Annotated in this window: 27 protein-coding genes; 13 read left to right on the top strand and 14 right to left on the bottom strand. The window is 51.1% G+C overall.

The window, feature by feature from the left end; all coding sequences use genetic code 11:
• Window positions 1-38: 38 nt before the first annotated feature.
• Entirely contained in the window at window positions 39-530 is a 492-nt protein-coding gene (locus HND56_03875; protein QKK04880.1) for an Hsp20 family protein, read from the top strand.
• On the top strand, window positions 520-753 hold the full coding sequence (locus HND56_03870; protein QKK04879.1) for a hypothetical protein: 234 nt from the start codon (window positions 520-522) through the stop codon (window positions 751-753). Before HND56_03875 ends, HND56_03870 begins: the two co-directional genes overlap by 11 nt.
• Window positions 754-766: 13 nt before the next feature.
• Here HND56_03870 and rsmA read toward each other — a convergent pair whose 3' ends face one another.
• Both rsmA and gmk read right to left on the bottom strand, forming a co-directional pair.
• Complete coding sequence (gene rsmA, locus HND56_03865) at window positions 767-1,606, bottom strand: 16S rRNA (adenine(1518)-N(6)/adenine(1519)-N(6))-dimethyltransferase RsmA (GenBank protein ID QKK04878.1); 840 nt, start codon at window positions 1,604-1,606, stop codon at window positions 767-769.
• On the bottom strand, window positions 1,593-2,258 hold the full coding sequence (gene gmk / locus HND56_03860) for a guanylate kinase (protein ID QKK04877.1): 666 nt from the start codon (window positions 2,256-2,258) through the stop codon (window positions 1,593-1,595). Before gmk ends, rsmA begins: the two co-directional genes overlap by 14 nt.
• A gap of 87 nt (window positions 2,259-2,345) precedes the next feature.
• On the opposite strand from gmk, the gene HND56_03855 reads away from it, so the two are divergent.
• Together HND56_03855 and HND56_03850 are read left to right on the top strand one after the other, a co-directional pair.
• Window positions 2,346-3,116, top strand: a complete 771-nt coding sequence (locus HND56_03855; protein ID QKK04876.1) for an SDR family NAD(P)-dependent oxidoreductase — start codon at window positions 2,346-2,348, stop codon at window positions 3,114-3,116.
• A complete protein-coding gene (locus HND56_03850) occupies window positions 3,113-3,895 on the top strand; it encodes a sel1 repeat family protein (GenBank protein ID QKK04875.1) in 783 nt (260 codons plus the stop codon). Before HND56_03855 ends, HND56_03850 begins: the two co-directional genes overlap by 4 nt.
• 3 nt (window positions 3,896-3,898) lie before the next feature.
• Here the strand turns inward: HND56_03850 and HND56_03845 are convergent, their stop codons facing one another.
• Window positions 3,899-4,600 carry a response regulator transcription factor gene (locus tag HND56_03845; protein ID QKK04874.1) on the bottom strand — a complete coding sequence of 234 codons (702 nt, stop codon included), beginning with the start codon at window positions 4,598-4,600 and terminating at the stop codon, window positions 3,899-3,901.
• A 208-nt stretch (window positions 4,601-4,808) separates the two neighbouring features.
• On the opposite strand from HND56_03845, the gene HND56_03840 reads away from it, so the two are divergent.
• Complete coding sequence (locus HND56_03840; protein ID QKK04873.1) at window positions 4,809-5,786, top strand: NAD regulator; 978 nt, start codon at window positions 4,809-4,811, stop codon at window positions 5,784-5,786.
• Here the strand turns inward: HND56_03840 and HND56_03835 are convergent.
• From HND56_03835 to HND56_03810, 6 genes are all read right to left on the bottom strand, one after another.
• Window positions 5,778-6,032 (bottom strand): hypothetical protein, encoded by a 255-nt coding sequence (locus tag HND56_03835; GenBank protein QKK04872.1) that lies wholly within the window; start codon window positions 6,030-6,032, stop codon window positions 5,778-5,780. The genes HND56_03840 and HND56_03835 overlap by 9 nt on opposite strands.
• Window positions 6,029-6,898 (bottom strand): universal stress protein, encoded by an 870-nt coding sequence (locus tag HND56_03830; GenBank protein QKK04871.1) that lies wholly within the window; start codon window positions 6,896-6,898, stop codon window positions 6,029-6,031. The genes HND56_03835 and HND56_03830 overlap by 4 nt, the downstream gene beginning before the upstream one ends.
• A 68-nt stretch (window positions 6,899-6,966) precedes the next feature.
• Window positions 6,967-7,386 carry a hypothetical protein gene (locus HND56_03825; GenBank protein QKK04870.1) on the bottom strand — a complete coding sequence of 140 codons (420 nt, stop codon included), beginning with the start codon at window positions 7,384-7,386 and terminating at the stop codon, window positions 6,967-6,969.
• A gap of 101 nt (window positions 7,387-7,487) precedes the next feature.
• On the bottom strand, window positions 7,488-8,429 hold the full coding sequence (locus tag HND56_03820) for a TIGR01459 family HAD-type hydrolase (protein QKK04869.1): 942 nt from the start codon (window positions 8,427-8,429) through the stop codon (window positions 7,488-7,490).
• 34 nt (window positions 8,430-8,463) lie between these two features.
• Window positions 8,464-8,793, bottom strand: coding sequence for a Grx4 family monothiol glutaredoxin (gene grxD / locus HND56_03815; protein ID QKK04868.1), 330 nt, complete (start codon window positions 8,791-8,793; stop codon window positions 8,464-8,466).
• Window positions 8,794-8,824: 31 nt separating this feature from the next.
• Window positions 8,825-9,064, bottom strand: a complete 240-nt coding sequence (locus HND56_03810; GenBank protein ID QKK04867.1) for a BolA family transcriptional regulator — start codon at window positions 9,062-9,064, stop codon at window positions 8,825-8,827.
• Between the two features lie 226 nt (window positions 9,065-9,290).
• Between HND56_03810 and grxC the strand changes: the two genes are divergently transcribed.
• Together grxC and HND56_03800 are read left to right on the top strand one after the other, a co-directional pair.
• Window positions 9,291-9,587 carry a glutaredoxin 3 gene (gene grxC / locus HND56_03805; GenBank protein QKK04866.1) on the top strand — a complete coding sequence of 99 codons (297 nt, stop codon included), beginning with the start codon at window positions 9,291-9,293 and terminating at the stop codon, window positions 9,585-9,587.
• Between the two features lie 43 nt (window positions 9,588-9,630).
• Window positions 9,631-10,923 carry a pentapeptide repeat-containing protein gene (locus HND56_03800; GenBank protein ID QKK04865.1) on the top strand — a complete coding sequence of 431 codons (1,293 nt, stop codon included), beginning with the start codon at window positions 9,631-9,633 and terminating at the stop codon, window positions 10,921-10,923.
• Here the strand turns inward: HND56_03800 and HND56_03795 are convergent.
• Window positions 10,920-11,822, bottom strand: a complete 903-nt coding sequence (locus HND56_03795) for a methyltransferase domain-containing protein (protein QKK04864.1) — start codon at window positions 11,820-11,822, stop codon at window positions 10,920-10,922. The genes HND56_03800 and HND56_03795 overlap by 4 nt on opposite strands.
• Before the next feature lie 56 nt (window positions 11,823-11,878).
• Between HND56_03795 and HND56_03790 the strand changes: the two genes are divergently transcribed.
• Window positions 11,879-13,021, top strand: a complete 1,143-nt coding sequence (locus HND56_03790; GenBank protein ID QKK04863.1) for a thiolase family protein — start codon at window positions 11,879-11,881, stop codon at window positions 13,019-13,021.
• A 14-nt stretch (window positions 13,022-13,035) separates the two neighbouring features.
• Here HND56_03790 and HND56_03785 read toward each other — a convergent pair whose 3' ends face one another.
• The 4 genes from HND56_03785 to HND56_03770 all read right to left on the bottom strand — a co-directional run bounded on the left by HND56_03785 (window position 13,036) and on the right by HND56_03770 (window position 16,055).
• Window positions 13,036-13,665, bottom strand: a complete 630-nt coding sequence (locus HND56_03785; GenBank protein QKK04862.1) for a hypothetical protein — start codon at window positions 13,663-13,665, stop codon at window positions 13,036-13,038.
• A complete protein-coding gene (locus tag HND56_03780; protein QKK04861.1) occupies window positions 13,658-13,966 on the bottom strand; it encodes a hypothetical protein in 309 nt (102 codons plus the stop codon). The genes HND56_03785 and HND56_03780 overlap by 8 nt, the downstream gene beginning before the upstream one ends.
• 33 nt (window positions 13,967-13,999) lie before the next feature.
• Window positions 14,000-15,079 (bottom strand): divergent polysaccharide deacetylase family protein, encoded by a 1,080-nt coding sequence (locus tag HND56_03775; GenBank protein QKK04860.1) that lies wholly within the window; start codon window positions 15,077-15,079, stop codon window positions 14,000-14,002.
• A gap of 172 nt (window positions 15,080-15,251) precedes the next feature.
• A complete protein-coding gene (locus HND56_03770) occupies window positions 15,252-16,055 on the bottom strand; it encodes a hypothetical protein (protein QKK04859.1) in 804 nt (267 codons plus the stop codon).
• A gap of 123 nt (window positions 16,056-16,178) precedes the next feature.
• Here HND56_03770 and HND56_03765 point away from each other — a divergent pair, with 123 nt between their 5' ends.
• From HND56_03765 to HND56_03745, 5 genes are all read left to right on the top strand, one after another.
• The gene (locus HND56_03765) at window positions 16,179-16,919 is read left to right on the top strand and encodes a hypothetical protein (GenBank protein ID QKK04858.1); all 741 of its coding nucleotides are present in this window, start codon (window positions 16,179-16,181) and stop codon (window positions 16,917-16,919) included.
• A 97-nt stretch (window positions 16,920-17,016) separates the two neighbouring features.
• Window positions 17,017-17,502: a xanthine phosphoribosyltransferase gene (gpt, locus tag HND56_03760; protein ID QKK04857.1), complete on the top strand. Its 486-nt coding sequence runs from the start codon at window positions 17,017-17,019 to the stop codon at window positions 17,500-17,502.
• Between the two features lie 97 nt (window positions 17,503-17,599).
• Window positions 17,600-18,118 carry a cytochrome c family protein gene (locus HND56_03755; GenBank protein QKK04856.1) on the top strand — a complete coding sequence of 173 codons (519 nt, stop codon included), beginning with the start codon at window positions 17,600-17,602 and terminating at the stop codon, window positions 18,116-18,118.
• 118 nt (window positions 18,119-18,236) lie between these two features.
• The gene (locus tag HND56_03750; protein ID QKK04855.1) at window positions 18,237-19,031 is read left to right on the top strand and encodes a thymidylate synthase; all 795 of its coding nucleotides are present in this window, start codon (window positions 18,237-18,239) and stop codon (window positions 19,029-19,031) included.
• Entirely contained in the window at window positions 19,031-19,573 is a 543-nt protein-coding gene (locus HND56_03745; GenBank protein ID QKK06544.1) for a dihydrofolate reductase, read from the top strand. The genes HND56_03750 and HND56_03745 overlap by 1 nt, the downstream gene beginning before the upstream one ends.
• The last annotated feature ends 21 nt before the right edge of the window (window positions 19,574-19,594 follow it).

Genomic DNA, 19,594 nt, shown 5'->3' with positions numbered 1-19,594 from the left:
GTTTCCGCTTAAGGTATGAGGGAGATGTTGATAAGACCATGACACGCCGTGTTTCCATTTTTGACAGCCCGTTTCTGCTGGGATTCGACGATTTTGAACGGATGGTCGACCGCGTTGCCCGTAATGCGTCCGACAGTTACCCCCCGTATAATATCGAGCAGGTCGGCGATAACCGCTTGCGCATCTCGATTGCCGTGGCGGGTTTTACGATGGATGATCTGACCGTGCAGATGGAACAGAACCAGCTGGTGATCCGCGGAAAGCGCAAACCGGAGGAAGAAGAGCAGCGCGTTTATCTGCATCGCGGCATTGCAACGCGCCAGTTTCAGCGGGCCTTCATGCTGTCGGATGATATCGAAGTCAAAGGCGCGCATCTGGATAACGGTTTGCTGCATATTGATCTGGAGCGCATTATCACCGAAACCGCCGTGCGCATGATTGAAATTGAAGACAAAAGCAAAAAAGATAAAAAGAGCAAAAAAGCCGACAACACCATAGATGTAGAGAGTGTAGAAAAAAATGATGGATAAAAGCATCTGGCACGAAGATTTCAGCCGCCCCAGCCTGGCACATCCCGGCTTTGAGAATATCGGCCTCGGCGATGTTGCTTACTTGCGCAAAGTGTTCCAGAAAAACAACTTCATCTATCAGCTGACCGCCGCCAATGGCGAAGTGCTGCTGGAAGATGAAAGCCGCATCATCATCGAAGACTTCGTTGATGAATCAGCGTTGCATGTTGTGACGGTTCACTAAAGATTTTTCGTTTTTAAATTTCCGATGACATCATCTGCGCGAGGCGGACATAGTCTGCGACGGTCAGATCTTCGGCGCGCAGGGTCGGTTTAATTCCGGCCGTTTCCAGCAGTGATTCCGTTTTGCCGCCGAGTGCGGTTTTCAGGCTTTGGCGCAGCATTTTGCGGCGTTGTCCGAAGGCGGCGGCGACCAGCTGTTCCATCACATCGAAAGACGGCGCATTTTCCTCGATCCCTTTCGGGGTGAAATGCACAACGCTGGACTGCACTTTTGGCGGCGGCGTGAAAGCCTGCGGCGGCAGATGGAAATTGATTTTAACCTGACACAGCCATTGCGCCATCACCGACAGCCGTCCATAGGCTTTGGTATTGGGCACCGCCACGATCCGTTCGGCGACTTCCTTCTGGAACATCAGCGTCATATGGCGAAAGGCCGTGACCTGCCGCAGCCATGACAGCAGCAGCGGTGTCGCGATATTATAAGGCAGATTGGCGACAATCGCGCGCGGCGCGGGAACCGCCAGCGCGACATTGATGGCCAGTGCATCGGCCTCGACAACGCTGAGCCCGCCATCGGAGGCCGCAATCAGACTGGATAAGGCACCGATGCAATGCACGTCTTTTTCAAAAGCATAAACATGCCGCGCCCCTGCCGAAAGCAGCGCACGTGTTAATCCGCCGGGGCCGGGACCGATTTCGATGACATTGAGTTCTGTCAAATCACCGGCCGATGCCGCGATTTTACCCGTCAAATTCAGATCAAGAAGGAAGTTTTGTCCCAGAGATTTCTTTGCCCTGAGTCCGTGCGATGCAATCACCGTACGCAGCGGCGGCAGCCTATCAATCGCCGACATGGCGCTCCGCCTGTGCAGGTATTTCAGTGAATTTGCGCACAAAATCCGACAGCCCCAACAGGCGGCGGCGTTTCATGCGCTCTGCTTCCAGAATGCTTTGTACACGGTGCAGGCTGTCATCAATATCGTAATTGATCAGCGCGTAATGATATTCACCGTAATGGGATATTTCGTCCATGGCGCGGCTCATGCGGAAGGCAATTTCCTCATCACTGTCCTGCCCGCGCACCTCCAAACGCTCTTTCAGCTCTTCAAGCGAGGGCGGCAGGATGAAAATGGAAACCAGTTCGCCTTGTACCACAGCCTTTAATTGCTGTGTGCCCTGCCAGTCAATATCAAACAGAATATCCTGACCGCGATCCAGTGCCTCTTCCACCGGTTTGCGCGGCGTGCCGTACAGATTGCCGAAAACCGTCGCATGTTCGAGGAACTCCTCGTTTTTGATCATCTCTTCAAATTTTTCACGGCTGACAAAGTGATAATGGACACCGTCAATCTCGCCTTCCCGCTTGGGACGGGTTGTGGCGGAAATGGAGACGCTGATTCCGCTGTCTTCCTCCATCAGGCGGCGCGAAATCGTTGTTTTTCCGGCACCGGAGGGGGATGAGAGAACCAGCATTACGCCGCGACGGTTTATATTTTGCGGTAACATTCTTGCCCAGATACTTTCTTGCTCTTATATTGACGAGACAGGTGATTGTTTTTTATACAATCTGAGCAGGATAAGGGCAAGGGCTTCATGGCAACAAAATTCCATTCCATTCTGATTACGGGCGCATCCAGCGGCATCGGTGCGGCGCTGGCGCGGCATTATGCGGAAAAAGACGTGACGCTGTTTCTGACCGGTCGGGACCAGCCCCGCCTTGATGCCGTCAAAGCCGCCTGCGAGGAGAAAGGTGCCGCCGTCTTTGCCGCCACAGCCGACATTACCGATAAAGACGCGATGGACAGGCTGATCAGCGCGTGGGATGCAGGCATTCCGATTGAACTGGTCATTGCCAATGCCGGATTAAGCCAAAAAGGCGAGGAAAGCCGCGAAAGCGTCGAAAAAATCATCGCCGTCAATCTTGGCGGCGTCATCAACACCATCTACCCGCTTATTCCGGCAATGAAAAAACGCGGGCGCGGGCAGATTGCCGTTATCAGTTCGCTTGCCGGATTTCGGGGAATGCCGACCGCCGTTTCCTATAGCGCCGCGAAAAATGCCGTACGGGCATTGGGGGATGCGCTGCGTCCGACATTGAAAACCTATGGCATCGGCGTCAATGTTATCTGCCCCGGCTTTATCAAAACGCCGCTGACCGATGTGAACCCCTTTCCGATGCCGTTTTTGATGAGCGCGGAAAAAGCCGCAAAAATTATTGCAGACGGAATCGCAAAAAACAAAAAACGGCTGCTATTTCCTCTGCCGATGGCCATTTCCGCATGGCTGCTGGCCTGTCTGCCCGTCTGGCTGACCGATCCGCTGATTACAAAAATGGCGCATAAGAAACGGAAAATGCCCTCATGAAAAAACTCTATGTCCTGCCCGTCCTGTTCATTCTGATTCTGTCCTTCCGTGCCGAGGCACGGATTATCTTTGACCCGGAAACACTGTTTCAAGACGGCGAGAAGTTTTTTACCGCGCAGCCGCCCGATTATCCTGCGGCGGAAAAATTCTATCTTGAAGCGGCCGAGGCCGGGCACGGTATGGCGCAGCTGCGGTTGGGCTTTATGTATGCCGAAGACCATTTTACCGGCGTTGCGACCGATCTGAGCCGTGCCGAATACTGGTTTTTAAAAGCCGCGGAGCAGGATGCGGGCGATGCGCGTTTCCGTCTGGGTGTGTTTTACCGTTTGACCAAAACCCCGCCGGAACCGGAGAAAGCACGGCACTGGCTGCGCCTTGCGGCAGAGGCCGGACACAGCGCCGCGCAATATGATCTGGCGATGATGTGTCTGGAAAGCGGCAATGGCCAATCCCGCGACGAGGCGCAATGGCATAACTGGATGGAAAAAGCCGCCATGCATGATAATCTTCATGCCGCGATTGCGCTAAGCCGTGCCTATCAGCACGGTTTGAACGGGCTGGAAAAAGATGCGCGGAAATCCGTGCAATGGGCTGTGAAAGCGGCGGAGAAAACAAAATCCCGCCTCTGGTTCCGGCGGATCGGCGATGCCTATTTTTCCGGTGAAGGCAATTTGGCTGCCAATCCCGCGCTGGCAAAATTCTGGTATGAGAAAGCCGCGAAAAAAGGCGACGAACATGCCGTTCGCCGCCTTTCCGAGATTCAAAATTTGAAACCTTAATATTTAACCGGCGGCAGTTGCGCCTTCCTGATCCGGATCACGCAACACATAGCCGCGTCCCCAGACGGTTTCGATGTAGTTTTTACCTTCGGCAACCTCTGCGATTTTACGGCGCAGTTTGCAGACAAAAACATCGATAATTTTCAGTTCCGGCTCATCCATACCGCCATAAAGGTGGTTTAAGAACATTTCCTTGGTCAGTGTCGCGCCTTTACGCAGCGACAGCAGTTCCAGAATGGAATATTCTTTACTGGTCAGATGTACCGATTTCCCGCCGACTTCGACCGTGCGGCTGTCAAGATTGACCGCCAGATCGCCTGTCTGAATGATATTCTGTGCATGGCCTTTGCTGCGGCGGACGATGGCTTGAATCCGCGCCAACAGCTCACGCTTGTCAAAAGGTTTGGTCAGGTAATCATCAGCACCGTAACCCAAGCCCTTGATTTTGCTGTCAAGTTCCGACAGGCCGGAGAGAATCAGAATCGGCGTTTCGACCTTGGCGGCACGCAAACGCTTCAGAACCTCGTAACCGTCCATATCCGGCAGCATCAGGTCAAGAATAATGATATCGTAATCATAGAGTTTACCGATTTCGAGGCCGTCTTCCCCGAGATCCGTCGTATCGACCGTGTAACCGTCGGATTTGAGCATCAGCTCGATGCTTTTCGCAACGGACGGATCATCTTCTACCAACAAAACGCGCATTATTATCTCCTTCACTCTAACAGTTTTAAACTGCGTTTCTTTTTATGATTCTTAATCTTTAGGGCTTTTAGCGTAAATTTAACCCTCCCTAACAATATATTAAGAAATTCTTTAAGAAAGGTTAATGTTTTTTTTGAAAACAGGAAAAAATTAAGAAAAATGAACAAATAACTAAAGAAAAACAGCAGAAATTACGATATAAATAAGCATGGCGACGAATATCCAAACAGAAAATATTGAACTGGAACTGAGCGCGGTCATCGTTTCCGTCAACGGATTTGACACGCCGGAAGTTCTTGTTATCAAAGATGAAAAAGGCGTTGCGCAGCTGCCGGCGGGGCCGTTTGACCCCGTTAATCATACAACGCTGGAGCTGGGTTTGCGTGCATGGATTATGGAGCAAACACCCTTTACCCCCGGCTATGTCGAACAATTATATACTTTCGGCAACCGCGGACGTGTTGCAATGAAGGGAAAAGAGGCCAAGCGTGTTGTCTCCGTCGGTTATCTGGCGCTGACATGGTGCGAAGAAGACCAGGCGGAACGACTGGTGCCGTGGCAAAGCTGGTATGAATTCCTGCCCTGGGAAGACTGGCGGCAAGGACGCCCCGAAATGATCGATCAGCATATCCTGCCGTCCTTGAAACGCTGGATCGAGACCGCCGAAACGCAAACGGAACGCACCGACCGCAAGCGCCGCTGTGCCGCCTGTTTTGCCATGCGCGATGACGGCGGCGGCTGGGATTACGAGCCGGTGCTGGAGCGTTACGAGCTGCTCTATTCCGCACGGCTTTTGCCGGAAGTGTTCCGCGACAAAGGCGAAAAACTCCCCGCTGTGGAAGAACACGAGCTGGTGCCGGGGCGTAGCATGCGTTACGATCACCGCCGCATTCTGGCGACCGCCATCGGACGTTTGCGCGGCAAAATCAAATACCGCCCCGTCATTTTTGAATTGATGCCGGAAAGCTTTACACTGCTGCAATTGCAAAAAACCATGGAAGCCATTGGCGGCTATCAACTGCACAAACAGAATTTCCGCCGCCTGTTGGAAAACAACCGCCTGGTCGAAGAAACCGGCGAAATGTCGAAAAAAACCGGCGGCCGTCCCGCCGCGCTGTTCCAGTTCCGCAAGGAAATTTTGAGCGAGCGGGTTGCCATCGGTGTGAAAATGTCGCCATCAGGCTAATGTATTATCATCATAATATTGCTGTTCCTGTTGCACCCAATAAGCGTGATGTGCAAACCACAGAAAAAAAGCGACACTCACCAAGCCAAGTAGAATAAATGCAATATTCCTGACAAAGCCCTCAAAAAGAACATAGGTGATCGCAAACAGAAAAGCATCGCTTTCGATCGTTATAAAACTGGAGACAATAAGCGCCCCCATCACAGCGTCGATTAGTATTTTCTTATTTTCATGTGTAGACATCATTTCTTTCTCCTTCCGACCATCAGCAAATCTGCCGATGTATTTCTAAGCAACATGCGTGTCAGACTATCCGGTTTATGTGCCAGCGTTTGTGACGGACGTTTCTTAAACACCAGCAAATCTGCGTAACTATCCCGACTTTCCTGCGCCAGCATTTCCGGTGTCATATCAGCAACATCTTTACGGATTATTCTGCCTTTCGCAGATTTTTTGCTCGCGATGATTGCGTTCATCGTCTCGAAAATACGGTTATATTGCCATTCACGGTATGCACTTTTTAACCGCGCCAATATACCGCTCGCCATTTTCTCCATATGCAAGAGTGTGATTTGTGCATCAGACGCAAAGCGCAGAACGAGACCAAGCCCTGTTTTTTGTATATCCGGCCGATCCGCACAAATAAGAATGCGGTGATACGGCCTGTCCCGGTCGGAGGAGACGACAAGAACCGGCACACGGCTCTCGGCGCAGATACGTTCCGTCGTCGTCGAAACAGCAAAAGAGGTTTCTTTACCATTATCTGATTTTCCGATGATGACTAAATCCGCGCCCATATCCAGAGTATATTCACCAATCCTGTCATAGACGCGGCCTTCATCTACAACATGGAAGGCGAATGAAAGCGGCGCTTTGCGTTCATATTTTTCGATCAGTTCATATAAATATGCTTTACGACGATTAAGCTCTGCCGTCATTTCCCGTGGATTAACGGTCGGAATACGCAACGCGTAAAACACATGTAGAATATGCAGCTTTGCCTTTGAAGCCTGCGCAAGCTGTATGGCCCTGCATAATACATTCTCATTATCGGGTGATAAATCCGTGGCTATAAGTATATTATCCATTTTTCTTTCCTTATATAAATGCATGTCATGCAACAGCTGTTTTGTTATTTATCTAAACAAAACAGTTGGTTGCATATACGTTCAATTATTTTTTATATAAGGAAAACAGGTGGCGCACGCGGGTATATATGATGTGCCAGGCAACAGGCGATATATCCCGAATTCTCAATAATATGTGCGCTTTGAGAGCGGGAATAAGCAGCGATTTTCTCTTTATCGGGGAGAAGAGCAGGTGATTTTTTATGAGGAGAGTCGCCCCCCGGCCTTGGAATTTGCAGTACGCCTTGTACCCGCGTGACCAGTTTCACAACGTCTCCCGCTTCAATCGCGGGGGGCTTCAGCGGTACAGGTGCCGTAATCGATATGGATTCGATCCGGGGAATGGTATGTGCGGAAGGCGCATAAAGAGCAAAAAATAATGCCAGCACCACGGACATGCTGATAATAATATGAGGTAAATCACGCCACAAAGAGCGTTTTTTACAATCATCCAAACGCTCTATATTGTCCATCCTACAGCTCATTATCCAGATAAAATGTCAAAGACCTTCAAGTCAGTACGGCAAGGGGGAGGATTTACCTCGTCATCATTTCCACGATATGCCGTGCGAATTTAATCATTCGCCATTTCGCGGATTTTTTCCAGACGTGCGGCTTCAGGGCTTTGCCAGATCATGTGATCCATCACCCAGAGCGGACGTGCGCCATATTGGTGAATCAGATGTTCGACATGACGCTGGCGGGCATCTTCCGTCAGATCTTCACGGAATTCCGGCCCGTGCAACCCGCCCATGATAAAGACGGCATCAATATCCAGCGCATTCGCGCCGGCAACATCATGATGCAGAGAATCACCGATCACCACGGTACGTGACGGGATAACCCCGTCAAACTGGTTGATGCAGTGGCGGAAGATCGGCGCATAAGGTTTACCGATCATATGCGAAACGCCGCCGAATTCCTGATATTTCTTCGCCAGTGCGCCCGGCCCCATCGCTCTCTCACGGCCAAAGACCGTCACTTCGTCAGGATTGGCGCAAACAACGGGGATACGTTTGACGGCAGCGCGGCGCAGCAGCGGTTCGTAATCATCCATTGTTTTTTGCGGCGCATCCGTGCCGGTAATCAGAATGAATTCCGCATCTTCGACATCCTCGACCAGCTCGATATCATCCAGCCCGTCAAGCAGCACATTATCATTGCCGCGCGTAATCAGATAGCAGCGGTGTTTGCCTTCCAGATCACGGAAGCTGCCGCCCTCGTGGCGGTCTTTCAGATTCTGCCATGTGACCTCGCCCGCCGAAACGACGGCGCGGTACATGGTTTTCTTGATTCCGTATTCCGACAAGCGTTCAACATTATATTCGGAACGTTTACCCGAATTGGACAGGATAATAACCTGTTTGTTATGCGCTTTCAGCTGACGCAGCGCGTTCAGGACACCGTCATAAGGCTTGATACCGTCATGAAGGACGCCCCATTGGTCAAGGATAAAGCCGTCATAGCTGTCCACCAGATCATAAAGCCCGTCACAAAAACGCGTATTTCCACTCATCGGTTCACTATTCCCGTATCTGTTTATTGATTGTTTAAGCGGCCATCAGGCCTTTTTGCTGCAGCAATTCCTGCAATTCCCCGCTGGAGAACATTTCACGCACGATATCGCAGCCGCCGATAAACTCACCCTTTACGTAAAGCTGGGGGATCGTCGGCCAATCGGTGAAGGCTTTGATACCCTCGCGCAGTTCCGGTTCTTCCAGCACATTGATATCCTTGAACGGCAGGCCGAGATGTTCCAGCACCTGCACAACCGCAGAAGAGAAACCGCATTGCGGAAATGCCGCCGTGCCTTTCATGTACAGCACAATATCATTATTATTGATATCATTTTGGATACGTTCGAAAACAACATTACTCATAACTTATAACTCCTTATAATCAAAAACTCTTTTACCCTTCATCCGGAACAGAGGTATGCAGCGACAGGGCATGCAGCTCGTTCCCCATTTTCCCCTGCAGCGCCTGATAAACCATCTGGTGCTGCTGCACGCGCGACAGCCCCGCGAAAGAGGGGGACACAACATAGGCCGCATAATGATCGCCGTCGCCGCGCAGATCTTCAATCCGCACATCGGCATCGGGGACACCATCGAGAATCATTTTTTCAAGACTTACTGCATCAATCGCCATAGGTACTCTTTACCGCTTTCCTTACATATTGTCGGTTTTCCGCCGAATGTCGGGGTATTGTAACGCCGTTTTCCCTGCGCGTCCATAGTTTTAGTCGCTGCTACGCCGCGTGAAATTTTAGACTTTCGTTCTGTTTTTTGCACAGCTATAATGACTCTCGGTTGTATTGCTTTCCGTATATTGTGCTGCCGCCTGTAGCGGATATTTTATCAGAGGAGTGTTTTCCATGGCAAAAGTCGAAATGTACACAAAGACCGTCTGTCCTTATTGCGTCAAGGCGAAGAATCTGCTGAAACAAAAAGGCGTTGACGTCACGGAATATAATTTGTCGGAAAAACCGGAACTGCTGGAAGAAATGCAGAAACGTAATCCCGGCGCCCGCACCGTTCCGCAAATTTTCATCAATGATCAATCCATCGGCGGCTGTGACGAGCTGTATGCGCTGGATGCCAAAGGCGGCCTGACCCCGCTTCTGAATGATAATGACAAAAGCGGCCCGAAAAAACACGGCCCGTCAGCCTAGCAAATAGCCTCATAATAACCGCCTTTCAGGAAAGCATTCGCGCGTGACCGCATTCAAGAAAATGGAGCAGAAGGAGCTGAATGAACTTATCAAAAAGCATGATATGTTCATGAATGGCCGTCCCGGCGGCGCCCGTGCCGTCATCCGCGACCGCGACCTGTCCGGTCTGTCTTTTGAAAAGGCGAAACTGTCACAATCCGATTTTACCGGCTGTATCATGCGCGGCTGTGACCTGTCCGGCGCACAGTTTGAAAGTGCGACCCTGTTCGGCTGCGACATGACAAAAGCCAAGCTGTATCATACCAATTTCACCCGCGCCGATCTGCGCGGTGCGGATATTACCGGTGCCGATCTGCGCGAAGCCGTGCTGGACGGTGCCGATCTGCGCGAAGGCGCGTCTGTATTGCGGGTCAGCGCCGATGAAGAAGGCCGCGACATCTATAAGGAACAACAGAAAGGCAATGTTGTGCTGGTGGGCAGCGATCTGTCCGGCGCAAGTCTTCAAAACACCCATGCCACAAAAGCCGATTTCGGTAACGCCAATCTGTCGGGCGCGGATTTATCCGGTGCGCAGCTGCAAAGCGCCAATCTGGAAGGATCGGACATGACGGGCTCGAATATGAGCAAAACCGATCTGCGTTCCGCCAATCTGAAAGATTCGATTATGCTGGGCGTTGATCTGGAGCAGGCGGATATCAAAGATGCCGATCTTGCCGGCGCTTTGACCGACGACCAGTCAGGCCGCGCCTATGAAGAGGTTGCGCTGACGCTGGATGAAATGGTCAAAAAACATACGGAATGGGTCAGCTCCGCCGGACGGCAGGGCAAACAGCTGAACCTGTCCGATTACGATATGCGCAATATCAGAACCCTTGCCGGGGCAAGGCTGACCGCCATCAAAGCCATGAAAACCATGTTTGCCGGTGTAAATTTTACCGGCACGGAAATGCAGAGTGCGATTCTGGACGGGTCGGATTTCCGCAAATGCGACATGCGCAGTATCGATCTGCGTGCCAGCAGCCTGAAAGGCGCGCTTTTGAACCGCGCCGATATGCGTAACGCCAATTTAAGCTTTCTGTCTTTTACGCAAAAAGACGGTAATGAACGCCACACCCCCTGCAATCTGGAAGGGGCATGGCTGCGTTATACTGATTTGAGCGGAGCACAGCTGCGCGGTGCCATTCTGCGCAATGCCGATCTGTCCCATGCCGATTTAACCGATTGTGATCTGCGCGGAACCGATTTCCGCGGCGCGGATTTAACGCAGACAATTTTTGAACATGCCCAGACAGAAGGCGCGTTGTTCGATGCAGGCAGCCCGCAGGCAAAACGCTAAGCGGGCTTCTTTAAGGTCAGAATGCTCCAGCCGCCCTGCTCCCGCTCCGCAACCAGCTCCAGCCCGTGTTTTTCATGCGCCGCCAAGACATCCTGCATCTGCCGCGTCAACAGCCCCGCCAATACGGCATAACCGCCCGGCGCAAGCACCGCCGCCAGTTCACCGGCAAGATCAATCAGCACATTGGACAGGATATTCGCCAGCACGAGATCATAGGGCGCATTTTTTTGCGCCAGCGGCGTGGCATAGCTCGCCCCCGCAGCGCAATGCAGACGGTATTGAAAACCGTTAATATGGGCGTGGTTTTCCGTGACACGCACCGCATCTTCTTCGATATCCACTGCCGTCACAATCGCCTGCGGCCAAAGACAAGCCGCACCCAGCGCCAGAATGCCCGATCCGCAGCCCATATCAAGAATATTGCGAAAGGCAATACCCTGTTCGGCCAGCGCCTCTACAGATAAAATACACCCTTGCGTTGTATCATGTTCTCCGGAACCGAACGCCTCTGCCGCATGAATCTGCACCGGAAACACGCCTTGGGGAATCTCGCCCGTATAATGATGGCCGTAAATAAAAAAACGTCCGGTATGAAAGGGCGGCAAATCTTCATAGACATGCACCAACCAGTTTTTCTCCGGCACTTCCGCAATATCAATATCCCGCACTTTCAAATCCGTTGTGCCGAAATTGCGGAAATGCGCCAGAATATCGGCGGCTACCGGCGGTTCTGATCCTTTGAACATCAGCTCCAGATGGAACCTGCCGTCATCTTCCATGCGCAGAAAACTGCTATGCGCAAAACCCTCGAAACAATCCAGATATTCCGCGGCAAGTGTCTCCGATGTTTGCGGCGGCAGAAAAAAAGACGCCTGCCAGAATTTGCTGTTTTCACTCATGGGTGTTTCCTATACCATGTATTCCGTACACAGTTCATACAGGAAAGAGGCAGAAAATGGAAAAAAATATTGTAATCGCCGGATATAAACGCACGCCGTTCCATTTTGCGCATAAAGGTGCGCTGGCGCGGGTGCGCCCCGATGATATGGGCGCGGCGGCGGTCAAAGCGCTGCTGGACGAGACCGGTGTTGATCCCAAAGATATTGAAGATCTGATTATGGGTTGCGCCTTTCCCGAAGGAGAACAGGGATATAACGTCGCGCGGCTGGTTGTTAATCTGGTGGATCTGCCGCTTGCCGTTGCCGGCATGACGATCAACCGTTTCTGCGGTTCCTCGATGCAGGCGATTCATTCCGCCGCCGGAGCCATTCTGGCCGGCGCCGGCGAAGTTTTCATCTGCGCCGGACTTGAATCCATGACACGCATCCCGATGGGCGGTTTTAACCCGCTGCCGAACCCCGCACTGATGGAAACTTATCCGCAAGCCTATATTTCCATGGGGGAAACCGCGGAAAATCTTTCCAAAGCATTTAAAATCTCCCGCAAAGAGCAGGAGGAGTTCGCCGTCAATTCACACCGTAAAGCCGCCGCCGCACAAGCGGACGGACGTCTGGATGCGGAAATCGTACCGCTGGTCACTGCAAATGGTGACACTGTTGACCGTGACGGCTGTATCCGCGGCAACACCACGCCCGAGGCGATTGCCGATATGCGTCCCGCCTTTGACAAGGACGGCGTGGTCACGGCCGCGACATCCTCCCCCCTCACCGATGGTGCCTCCGCCGTGCTGGTGACGACGGAGGAATATGCGAAGGCGCATAATCTGGAGATCATGGCGAAAATCCGTTCCATGGCGGTTGCCGGCTGTAAATCGGAACTGATGGGTTACGGCCCTGTTCCTGCCACACAAAAAGCGCTGGAACGTGCCGGGCTGACGATTGACGATATTGATATTTTCGATCTGAACGAAGCCTTTGCCGTACAGGCCATGACCGTGATCCGCGAGCTGGGCATTGACGAGGAAAAAGTCAATCTGGACGGCGGCGCCATCGCCCTTGGTCACCCGCTGGGCGCATCAGGCGCACGTATTACCGGCAAAGCCGCACAGATCATGAAACGTGAAGGCAAATCGCTGGCCTTGTCCAGCATGTGCATCGGCGGCGGTCAGGGCATTACCACCATTCTGGAAGCGGCTTAAAAAAGCTTACAACACTACTTAAGTGACTTCCGATGCCACCAATATGCGCCACATACCGCGCCTATAATGCCAACAAGAACAAGCCATAAAATACCTGCTTTTCTTGTGCTTTTTCTTTGTATGTGATGCTCATCTTTTGAGGTAATCTTTTGTCTACTCACATAGCTTTTTATTTGATCAAGCACATCGAAATCATATGAAGCAGCAAATTCACATTTTAGCAATAATGCGCGCGGATTTTCTTTAGAAGCAAAAGAAGTGCTCGCGGTGAAATAAGATTTTTGTCCCACTCTCATAATATTCAAACAACCCTCATGAATGGCCATCTCTGTAACATGCTCCAATTTCCATGATGTCGCTGTGTCATTTCTGAGAAGATCCAATATTTTTATCTGAGCCGTCAATTGCCTGTGCCCCCCTTTGTTTTGACGTTCAGAAAACCCCATAACCTCTCCCAGAAAATATAAATGGCTGTAACTGCTGACACGGTATCCTAACATTTCTTCAAGGAGTTCCGTAGAAACAGGCCTTGGTACATTTTGCAATATATTATAAATATCTTCCGGTAACCTTTGTTTCCTTGCATACTGGCATGTATGCGTAGAGTAGTAATTTATATATTCAGCCCCTAAACGATCAAGCAATAAGAGCCTTCTCTCCCCGATTGAAAGGGAATCTTTTTTTTGTATCTTGAAAGTAAGATATCCTTTTTTTTATTTCCTGACGGCTCAGTCCTTTCAGAGCCTGATCAATGCGAAAGGTCATTGTATCGGACTGCGTTGCCGTTACTGTTCCCACAAAAATAACATCGTATGCACCATAAAATCGATCTTCTAACGTGTCGTATTTCTCATCACATAGTGTTGCATTGGCCACTTTCGTTCCCAAACAAATAAAGCTCAATATCATCGTAAAAAAAATCACGCACCACAAAGAAAATTTCATGGCAACTCCTACAGCAGAAATTAAAAATTTATTCTAACGCAATTCCGCATTATTAGCGACAACAAGCTGCGGCGCGTTTTTCTCGAACTGGCGCTGTTTGATGATTTCCGTGACAGGGACGATGCGGAAGCCTTTTTTTTGTGCCTTTGGCAGCCAGTCACGCAACGCCGCAACCGTCACCCCTTTCGGATGACCGATGGCAATGGCGCTGCCGTTTTTCAGTGCTTCTCGTTCCAGGCGCAGCAATGCGGCGGCAACAAATTCCGGCGTTTCCTCATGGTCCAGAAACACATCGCGGGCGGCCGTCGGCACACCGTAATCCTCCGCTGTTTTCTCTCCCAGAGACTCCGGCGTTGTGCGGGAGTCGACATAGAGCAAGCCGCGGGTTTTCAGCTCCGCCATCACCAGTTTCATCGCGTCACTGTCGCGTGACAACAGACTGCCCATATGGTTGTTGATACCGACATAGCCGTCGAACTGTTCCAGATTACGGCGCAGATTTTTCAGCATTTCATCATGCTTCTGCCCTGCCCGCAGCGCCGCAGGGCCGGGATCGGTCGCATGACTATCCGGCTGCATCGGCATATGCACCATCAGCTCATGGCCTTTATCATGTGCGGCGGCGGTTTGCTGCGGCAGATTTTCGCCATAAGGAAGATAAGACAGCGTCAGCGGTGCGGGAAGATTCAGAACATCATCATTATAAGATGAGCCAAGCCCCATATCGTCAATCACAATCGCAATCAGCACCGGCGAAGGCAGCGTGGCGGCGCTGCCGTTTTTGGCAAGCTCATGCCGCATACCGCGCGCAGGAACGGCAACGGCGTTTTTCAGCCATGCCGGAAGCGGTACGGCCTCAGGCAAAATCGGCGCGGGTCTGAGCGGTGACGGCTGCGGCAGCTCTGCAAGATCATCAGCAGGCATATCCGTTTCAATAACCTCCGCCTGTGCGGCAACATCCGCAGCGGCGGCATCCTGTTTGCCGGAAATCACGGGCGGCCAGCTCCATTTCAGTTCATATTCCGCCACAGGCGGCGGCGTATTCCGGGCGCTAATTGTCAAGAGAGCGCAGAGAGCAATCCCTGCAAGGGAAAGAATCTTCTTCTGTTTCATTTTGTACGTCGCTTTGTTTTTTTGGATAAGCCGCCGGAGAACGGAGATGGCGGTAGAGAAGTCGATGTATTGTGTGATGTATTTTTTTAAAGACGTGTTTTCTTGCTTTCCATTTTAGCGGAAAGACACATATTTGCACAGAAGAAATATTTTATGAAAGGCAGAATGCGGTTTAGTGGGTGAATTTGCCGCCGCCGCTTTGCATTTTCTTTTTGGCCGCCGCGACTTTTTTTCCCAGATTTTTACTGCCGCTGCGCAGATTGCGCTCGGCCTTGCCGAAAGCGTTACTAAGCGGGCCGCGCAGAATATTACCACCGATCCCTGTGCCTGCCGCCAAAATTAACAAAAACAGGAAAGTGCGGCCAAAACTTTCATCACCGTTATAATATTCGGTTGTTTCACGACTGAGTTTCTCTGCCAGTTGCTGCGGTCTATCTTGATAAGTACTGACATCCATCTGCGCCATCGTTTCATTCAGCAATGAGGCATCCGTATCGGAAAAACCCAATTTTTCGCGCGTTTCTGCGCCGATATTGTTTTCAAATGCTTTCAGCAAATCATCCTTATCCGCCTCGGAGAGTTCCGGTGAAATATGCACCGCCGTCAGCCAGTTTTTTGCGTCATTATTAAACAGACCGGCAAAACCATCGGGGAGCTTAACGGCCTCTGCCTTGTCGGTGACAATGCTTTCATCTGTTTTTAACAGCTGTTCGACCTGATTGTTCAACTGATAGGTTTTTAAAACATTCTGCTGTGCGACAAGCTTGTCATGGCGGGTGTCAAGATCACCCAGCCTTTCTTCAAACTGCGTCATATAGGCATCGCGGTTCGGGCCTTCGCTGTGCTCCATATTATCAAAGCCGAGATTCCATGCCGTCAGCCCGACAAGCGCCGCCACGACCGGAAAATAAACGCCGCCGCGCGCAATCAGATTGTTTTTTACAGGTGTGTCGTAATCGCGGTACCGATAATGCATGCCGTTTTTCCTTAAAATGAAATAAAGCGTTTTTTACCATAGCATTATTTTTATGTCAATATGTGCTCCGTTGAAAAAGCTTTGGCAACTGTTATACTCGCCGCAACATATGAGGGGATGAGGGTGAAAAGATTTCCACATATTATCGCGATTTTTCTGCTTGTCCTGACGCCGTTGCGTCAGGCTCAGGCCAGTATTACCGTCGTCGGCAGTCCGAACGTTAAAAAAGGACAGACAAAAATCGAGGCGCGCACCGGCTTCAGCAAAGATAATAACAGGTCATCCGCAGATGGCCGTGTACGGTCACGCATCCAGATTGATCACGGTTTTAACGATATTTATGCGGGACGAATTTCCTTTTCGACCGATAAACGCAAAAACGGCAATATGGAAGCTGAAGATTGGACGATCGAAAACCGTTTTCATCTGTTAAAACGCGCCGATCACGGCTTTGATTTCGGCACCAGAGTGAATTACAGCTACCGCGATGGTGATAAAAAGCCTGACCGCCTGTCTTTCCGGCTTTATACACGCGCACCTCTCAAAAAATGGGAGCTGCGCTTCAACCAGATTTTCAACCGCGATACCGGACAAATGCAACGGACAGGGATTAGCCTGAATACGGAAATGCAGCTCACCTACCCTTTTGCAGAACGTCACCGTTTCGGCTTTGAAACTTTTAATGTCTTTGGGCGGCTCAACAGACTCCATGGCGGCTGGTCAAGCCAGAATCACACATTCGGCCCTGTCTTAAAAGGCAAGCTTATCCGGAACAGTCTTGAATATGAAATCGGTTACCGTGCCGGAATCTCCCGCGCCGCGCCGGATCACAGCTTTAAACTGGTGCTGGGAAAAGCATTTTAAAGCCGATAAAATTCCGGCCTCTATCTTGTCATACCGGAAAAACTCCGATATACATTTCTCAAAGGATTTTCAACGAGTCTTCAAAGGTGTGCATAAAATGTCCGAAGCAAAAGATCTGCCGATTTCATGGGAAGAATTTCACCGTCATTCCAAAGTTCTGGCCTGGCGTTTATTGGAACAGCATGGTGACTGGAAAGGCGTGATTGCTATTACCCGCGGCGGTCTTGTTCCCGCTGCCATTATCGCCCGCGAGCTTGATGTCCGCCTGATTGAAACCCTGTGTGTCGCCAGCTATGACCATAAAGATCAGGGGGATGCCAATATCCTGAAAAAAGCGGATCTGGCCGGAGACGGTGAAGGATGGCTGATTATTGATGATCTGGCCGATACCGGAAAAACAGCAAAAATCGCCCGCGAATTAATGCCGAAAGCGCATATTGCGACCATCTATGCCAAGCCCGAAGGCCTGCCGACGGTTGATACTTTTATTATGGAGGTCAGTCAGGATACATGGATTCACTTCCCCTGGGATGTCGAGCTGAAATTTGCACAACCGCTGGCCGACCAGAAAAAAGCGGTCTAAATATTATAAAGTGCGCTGGCATTCTGTGAACGGATGTTTAAAATAAAAAACGCGACGATAAAAACAAGAACAATAACAAGAGTAAGAGAACACGGCCATGAACATGGAAACCAACAAGATTTTCGCAGCTCTTCTGGTTGCCGGCATTATCGCAATGCTCGGCGGGTTTATCTCCCAGCTTGCCATGCACCCGCATGAACTCGAAGAAGCCGCTTACGAGATTGAAGCCGCCGAAGACGGTGCCGGCGGCGGACATGACGGCGCCCCTGTTGAAACCGGCCCGGAATCCATTGCCGATCTGATGGCCTCCGCCGATATCGAGCGCGGCAAAAAACTCTCCCGCGCCTGCATGGCCTGCCATACGATGGACCAAGGCGGCGAATCCCGTCAGGGCCCGCCTTTATGGGGCGTTGCCGGACGTTCTGTTGCCAGTATTGGCGGCTTTGCCTATTCCGATGCTATGAAGGCGCATGGCGGCAAATGGGATGTGGAAAGCCTGAACGCCTTCCTGTGGAATCCGAAGAAAACACTCTCCGGTACCAAGATGAATTACCGCGGCGTGAAAAAACCGGAAGACCGTGCCGCCTTGGTGGCTTACCTGCAATCTTTAAAATAACCTGCCTGCTCTATCAGCTTCCGGCTGCTTTCGCTATAATGAAAGCAGGCAGGAGATTCGCGCCCGCCGCATCAAAACAAAAAAAGATCATCGAGAACAAAATTAAGGGAGGCCCGCCATGAAGCAATATCTTGACCTGATGAAACATGTGCTGGAAAAAGGCGAACGCCGCGAAAACCGGACGGATACCGATACGATCAGTACTTTCGGTTATCAGTGCCGCTATGATTTATCCGAGGGCTTTCCGCTTGTCACCACCAAAAAAATGCATTTGCGCTCTATTATTCACGAGCTGCTCTGGTTTCTGAACGGCGACACCAATATCGCCTATTTGAAAGAACACGGTGTGCGTATCTGGGATGAATGGGCGGATGAAAACGGCAATCTGGGTCCTGTTTACGGTGCGCAATGGCGGTCATGGAAAACGGCAGGCGGCGACACGGTTGACCAGATTACCCATCTGATTGACCAGATCAAAAACAACCCTGACAGCCGCCGTCTGATTGTGTCGGCATGGAATCCGGGCGAGGTCGAAAATATGGCACTGCCGCCCTGTCACTGTCTGTTCCAGTTTTACGTGCTGAACGGCAAGCTATCCTGCCAGCTGTATCAGCGCAGTGCCGATGTTTTCCTCGGCGTGCCGTTCAATATTGCTTCATACGCGCTTTTGACAATGATGATCGCCCATGTCACAGGTCTGGAGCCTGGAGAATTTGTCCACAGCTTTGGTGATGTGCATATCTATGAGAACCATATCCAGCAGGTGGAAGAGCAGCTGACGCGTGTGCCAAAGCCGCTGCCGCAAATGATCATCAACCCGGATGTGAAGGATATTTTCAGCTTTAAATTTGAAGACTTCACCCTGCGTGATTACCGCTTTGATCCGCATATTGCCGGTAAGGTGGCGGTATGATGCATAAAGGCTACAAGATTTCGCTGGTCGCCGCCATGTCGGAAAACCGCGTTATCGGACGCGCCAATGATATTCCGTGGCGCGCGAAAGGCGATTTCCGTTTTTTCAAAGAGGCCACAATCGGTAAGCCGCTGATTATGGGGCGCAAGACCTTTGAATCGCTAAAAAACGGCGGCACGCAGCCTTTGCCGGGGCGTCCGAATATTGTGGTCACGACGCGGCGGGATTATCAATATGACCATCCCGATGTCAGTATTCATCACAGCTATGACGATGCTTTGAATCATGCCGCCCAGCTGGCAGAGGAGATGGGCGTAGATGAAATCTGCATCGGCGGCGGCGCGGAGATTTACAAATTATCGCTGCCCACGGCTGATATTATTCATCTGACGGAAATTCACTGCACGGTTGAAGACGGTGACACCTTCTTCCCCGCCTTCCTCAAGGAAGAATGGCAGGAAACCCGCCGCGAGCATTGCAGCGCGGAAGAAGGCGATACCGCCGATTACAGTTTCGTGACATGGGAGCGCCGCAGCGCCTAATTTTTTGTCACCCGCCTTACG

This window comes from Pseudomonadota bacterium, assembly GCA_013285465.1.
In the GTDB taxonomy this organism is placed as follows: Bacteria; Pseudomonadota; Alphaproteobacteria; order Micavibrionales; family CSBR16-224; genus CSBR16-224.
Note: the sequence above shows the minus strand (reverse complement) of the source record. Positions and strands in the feature narration are given on the sequence as shown.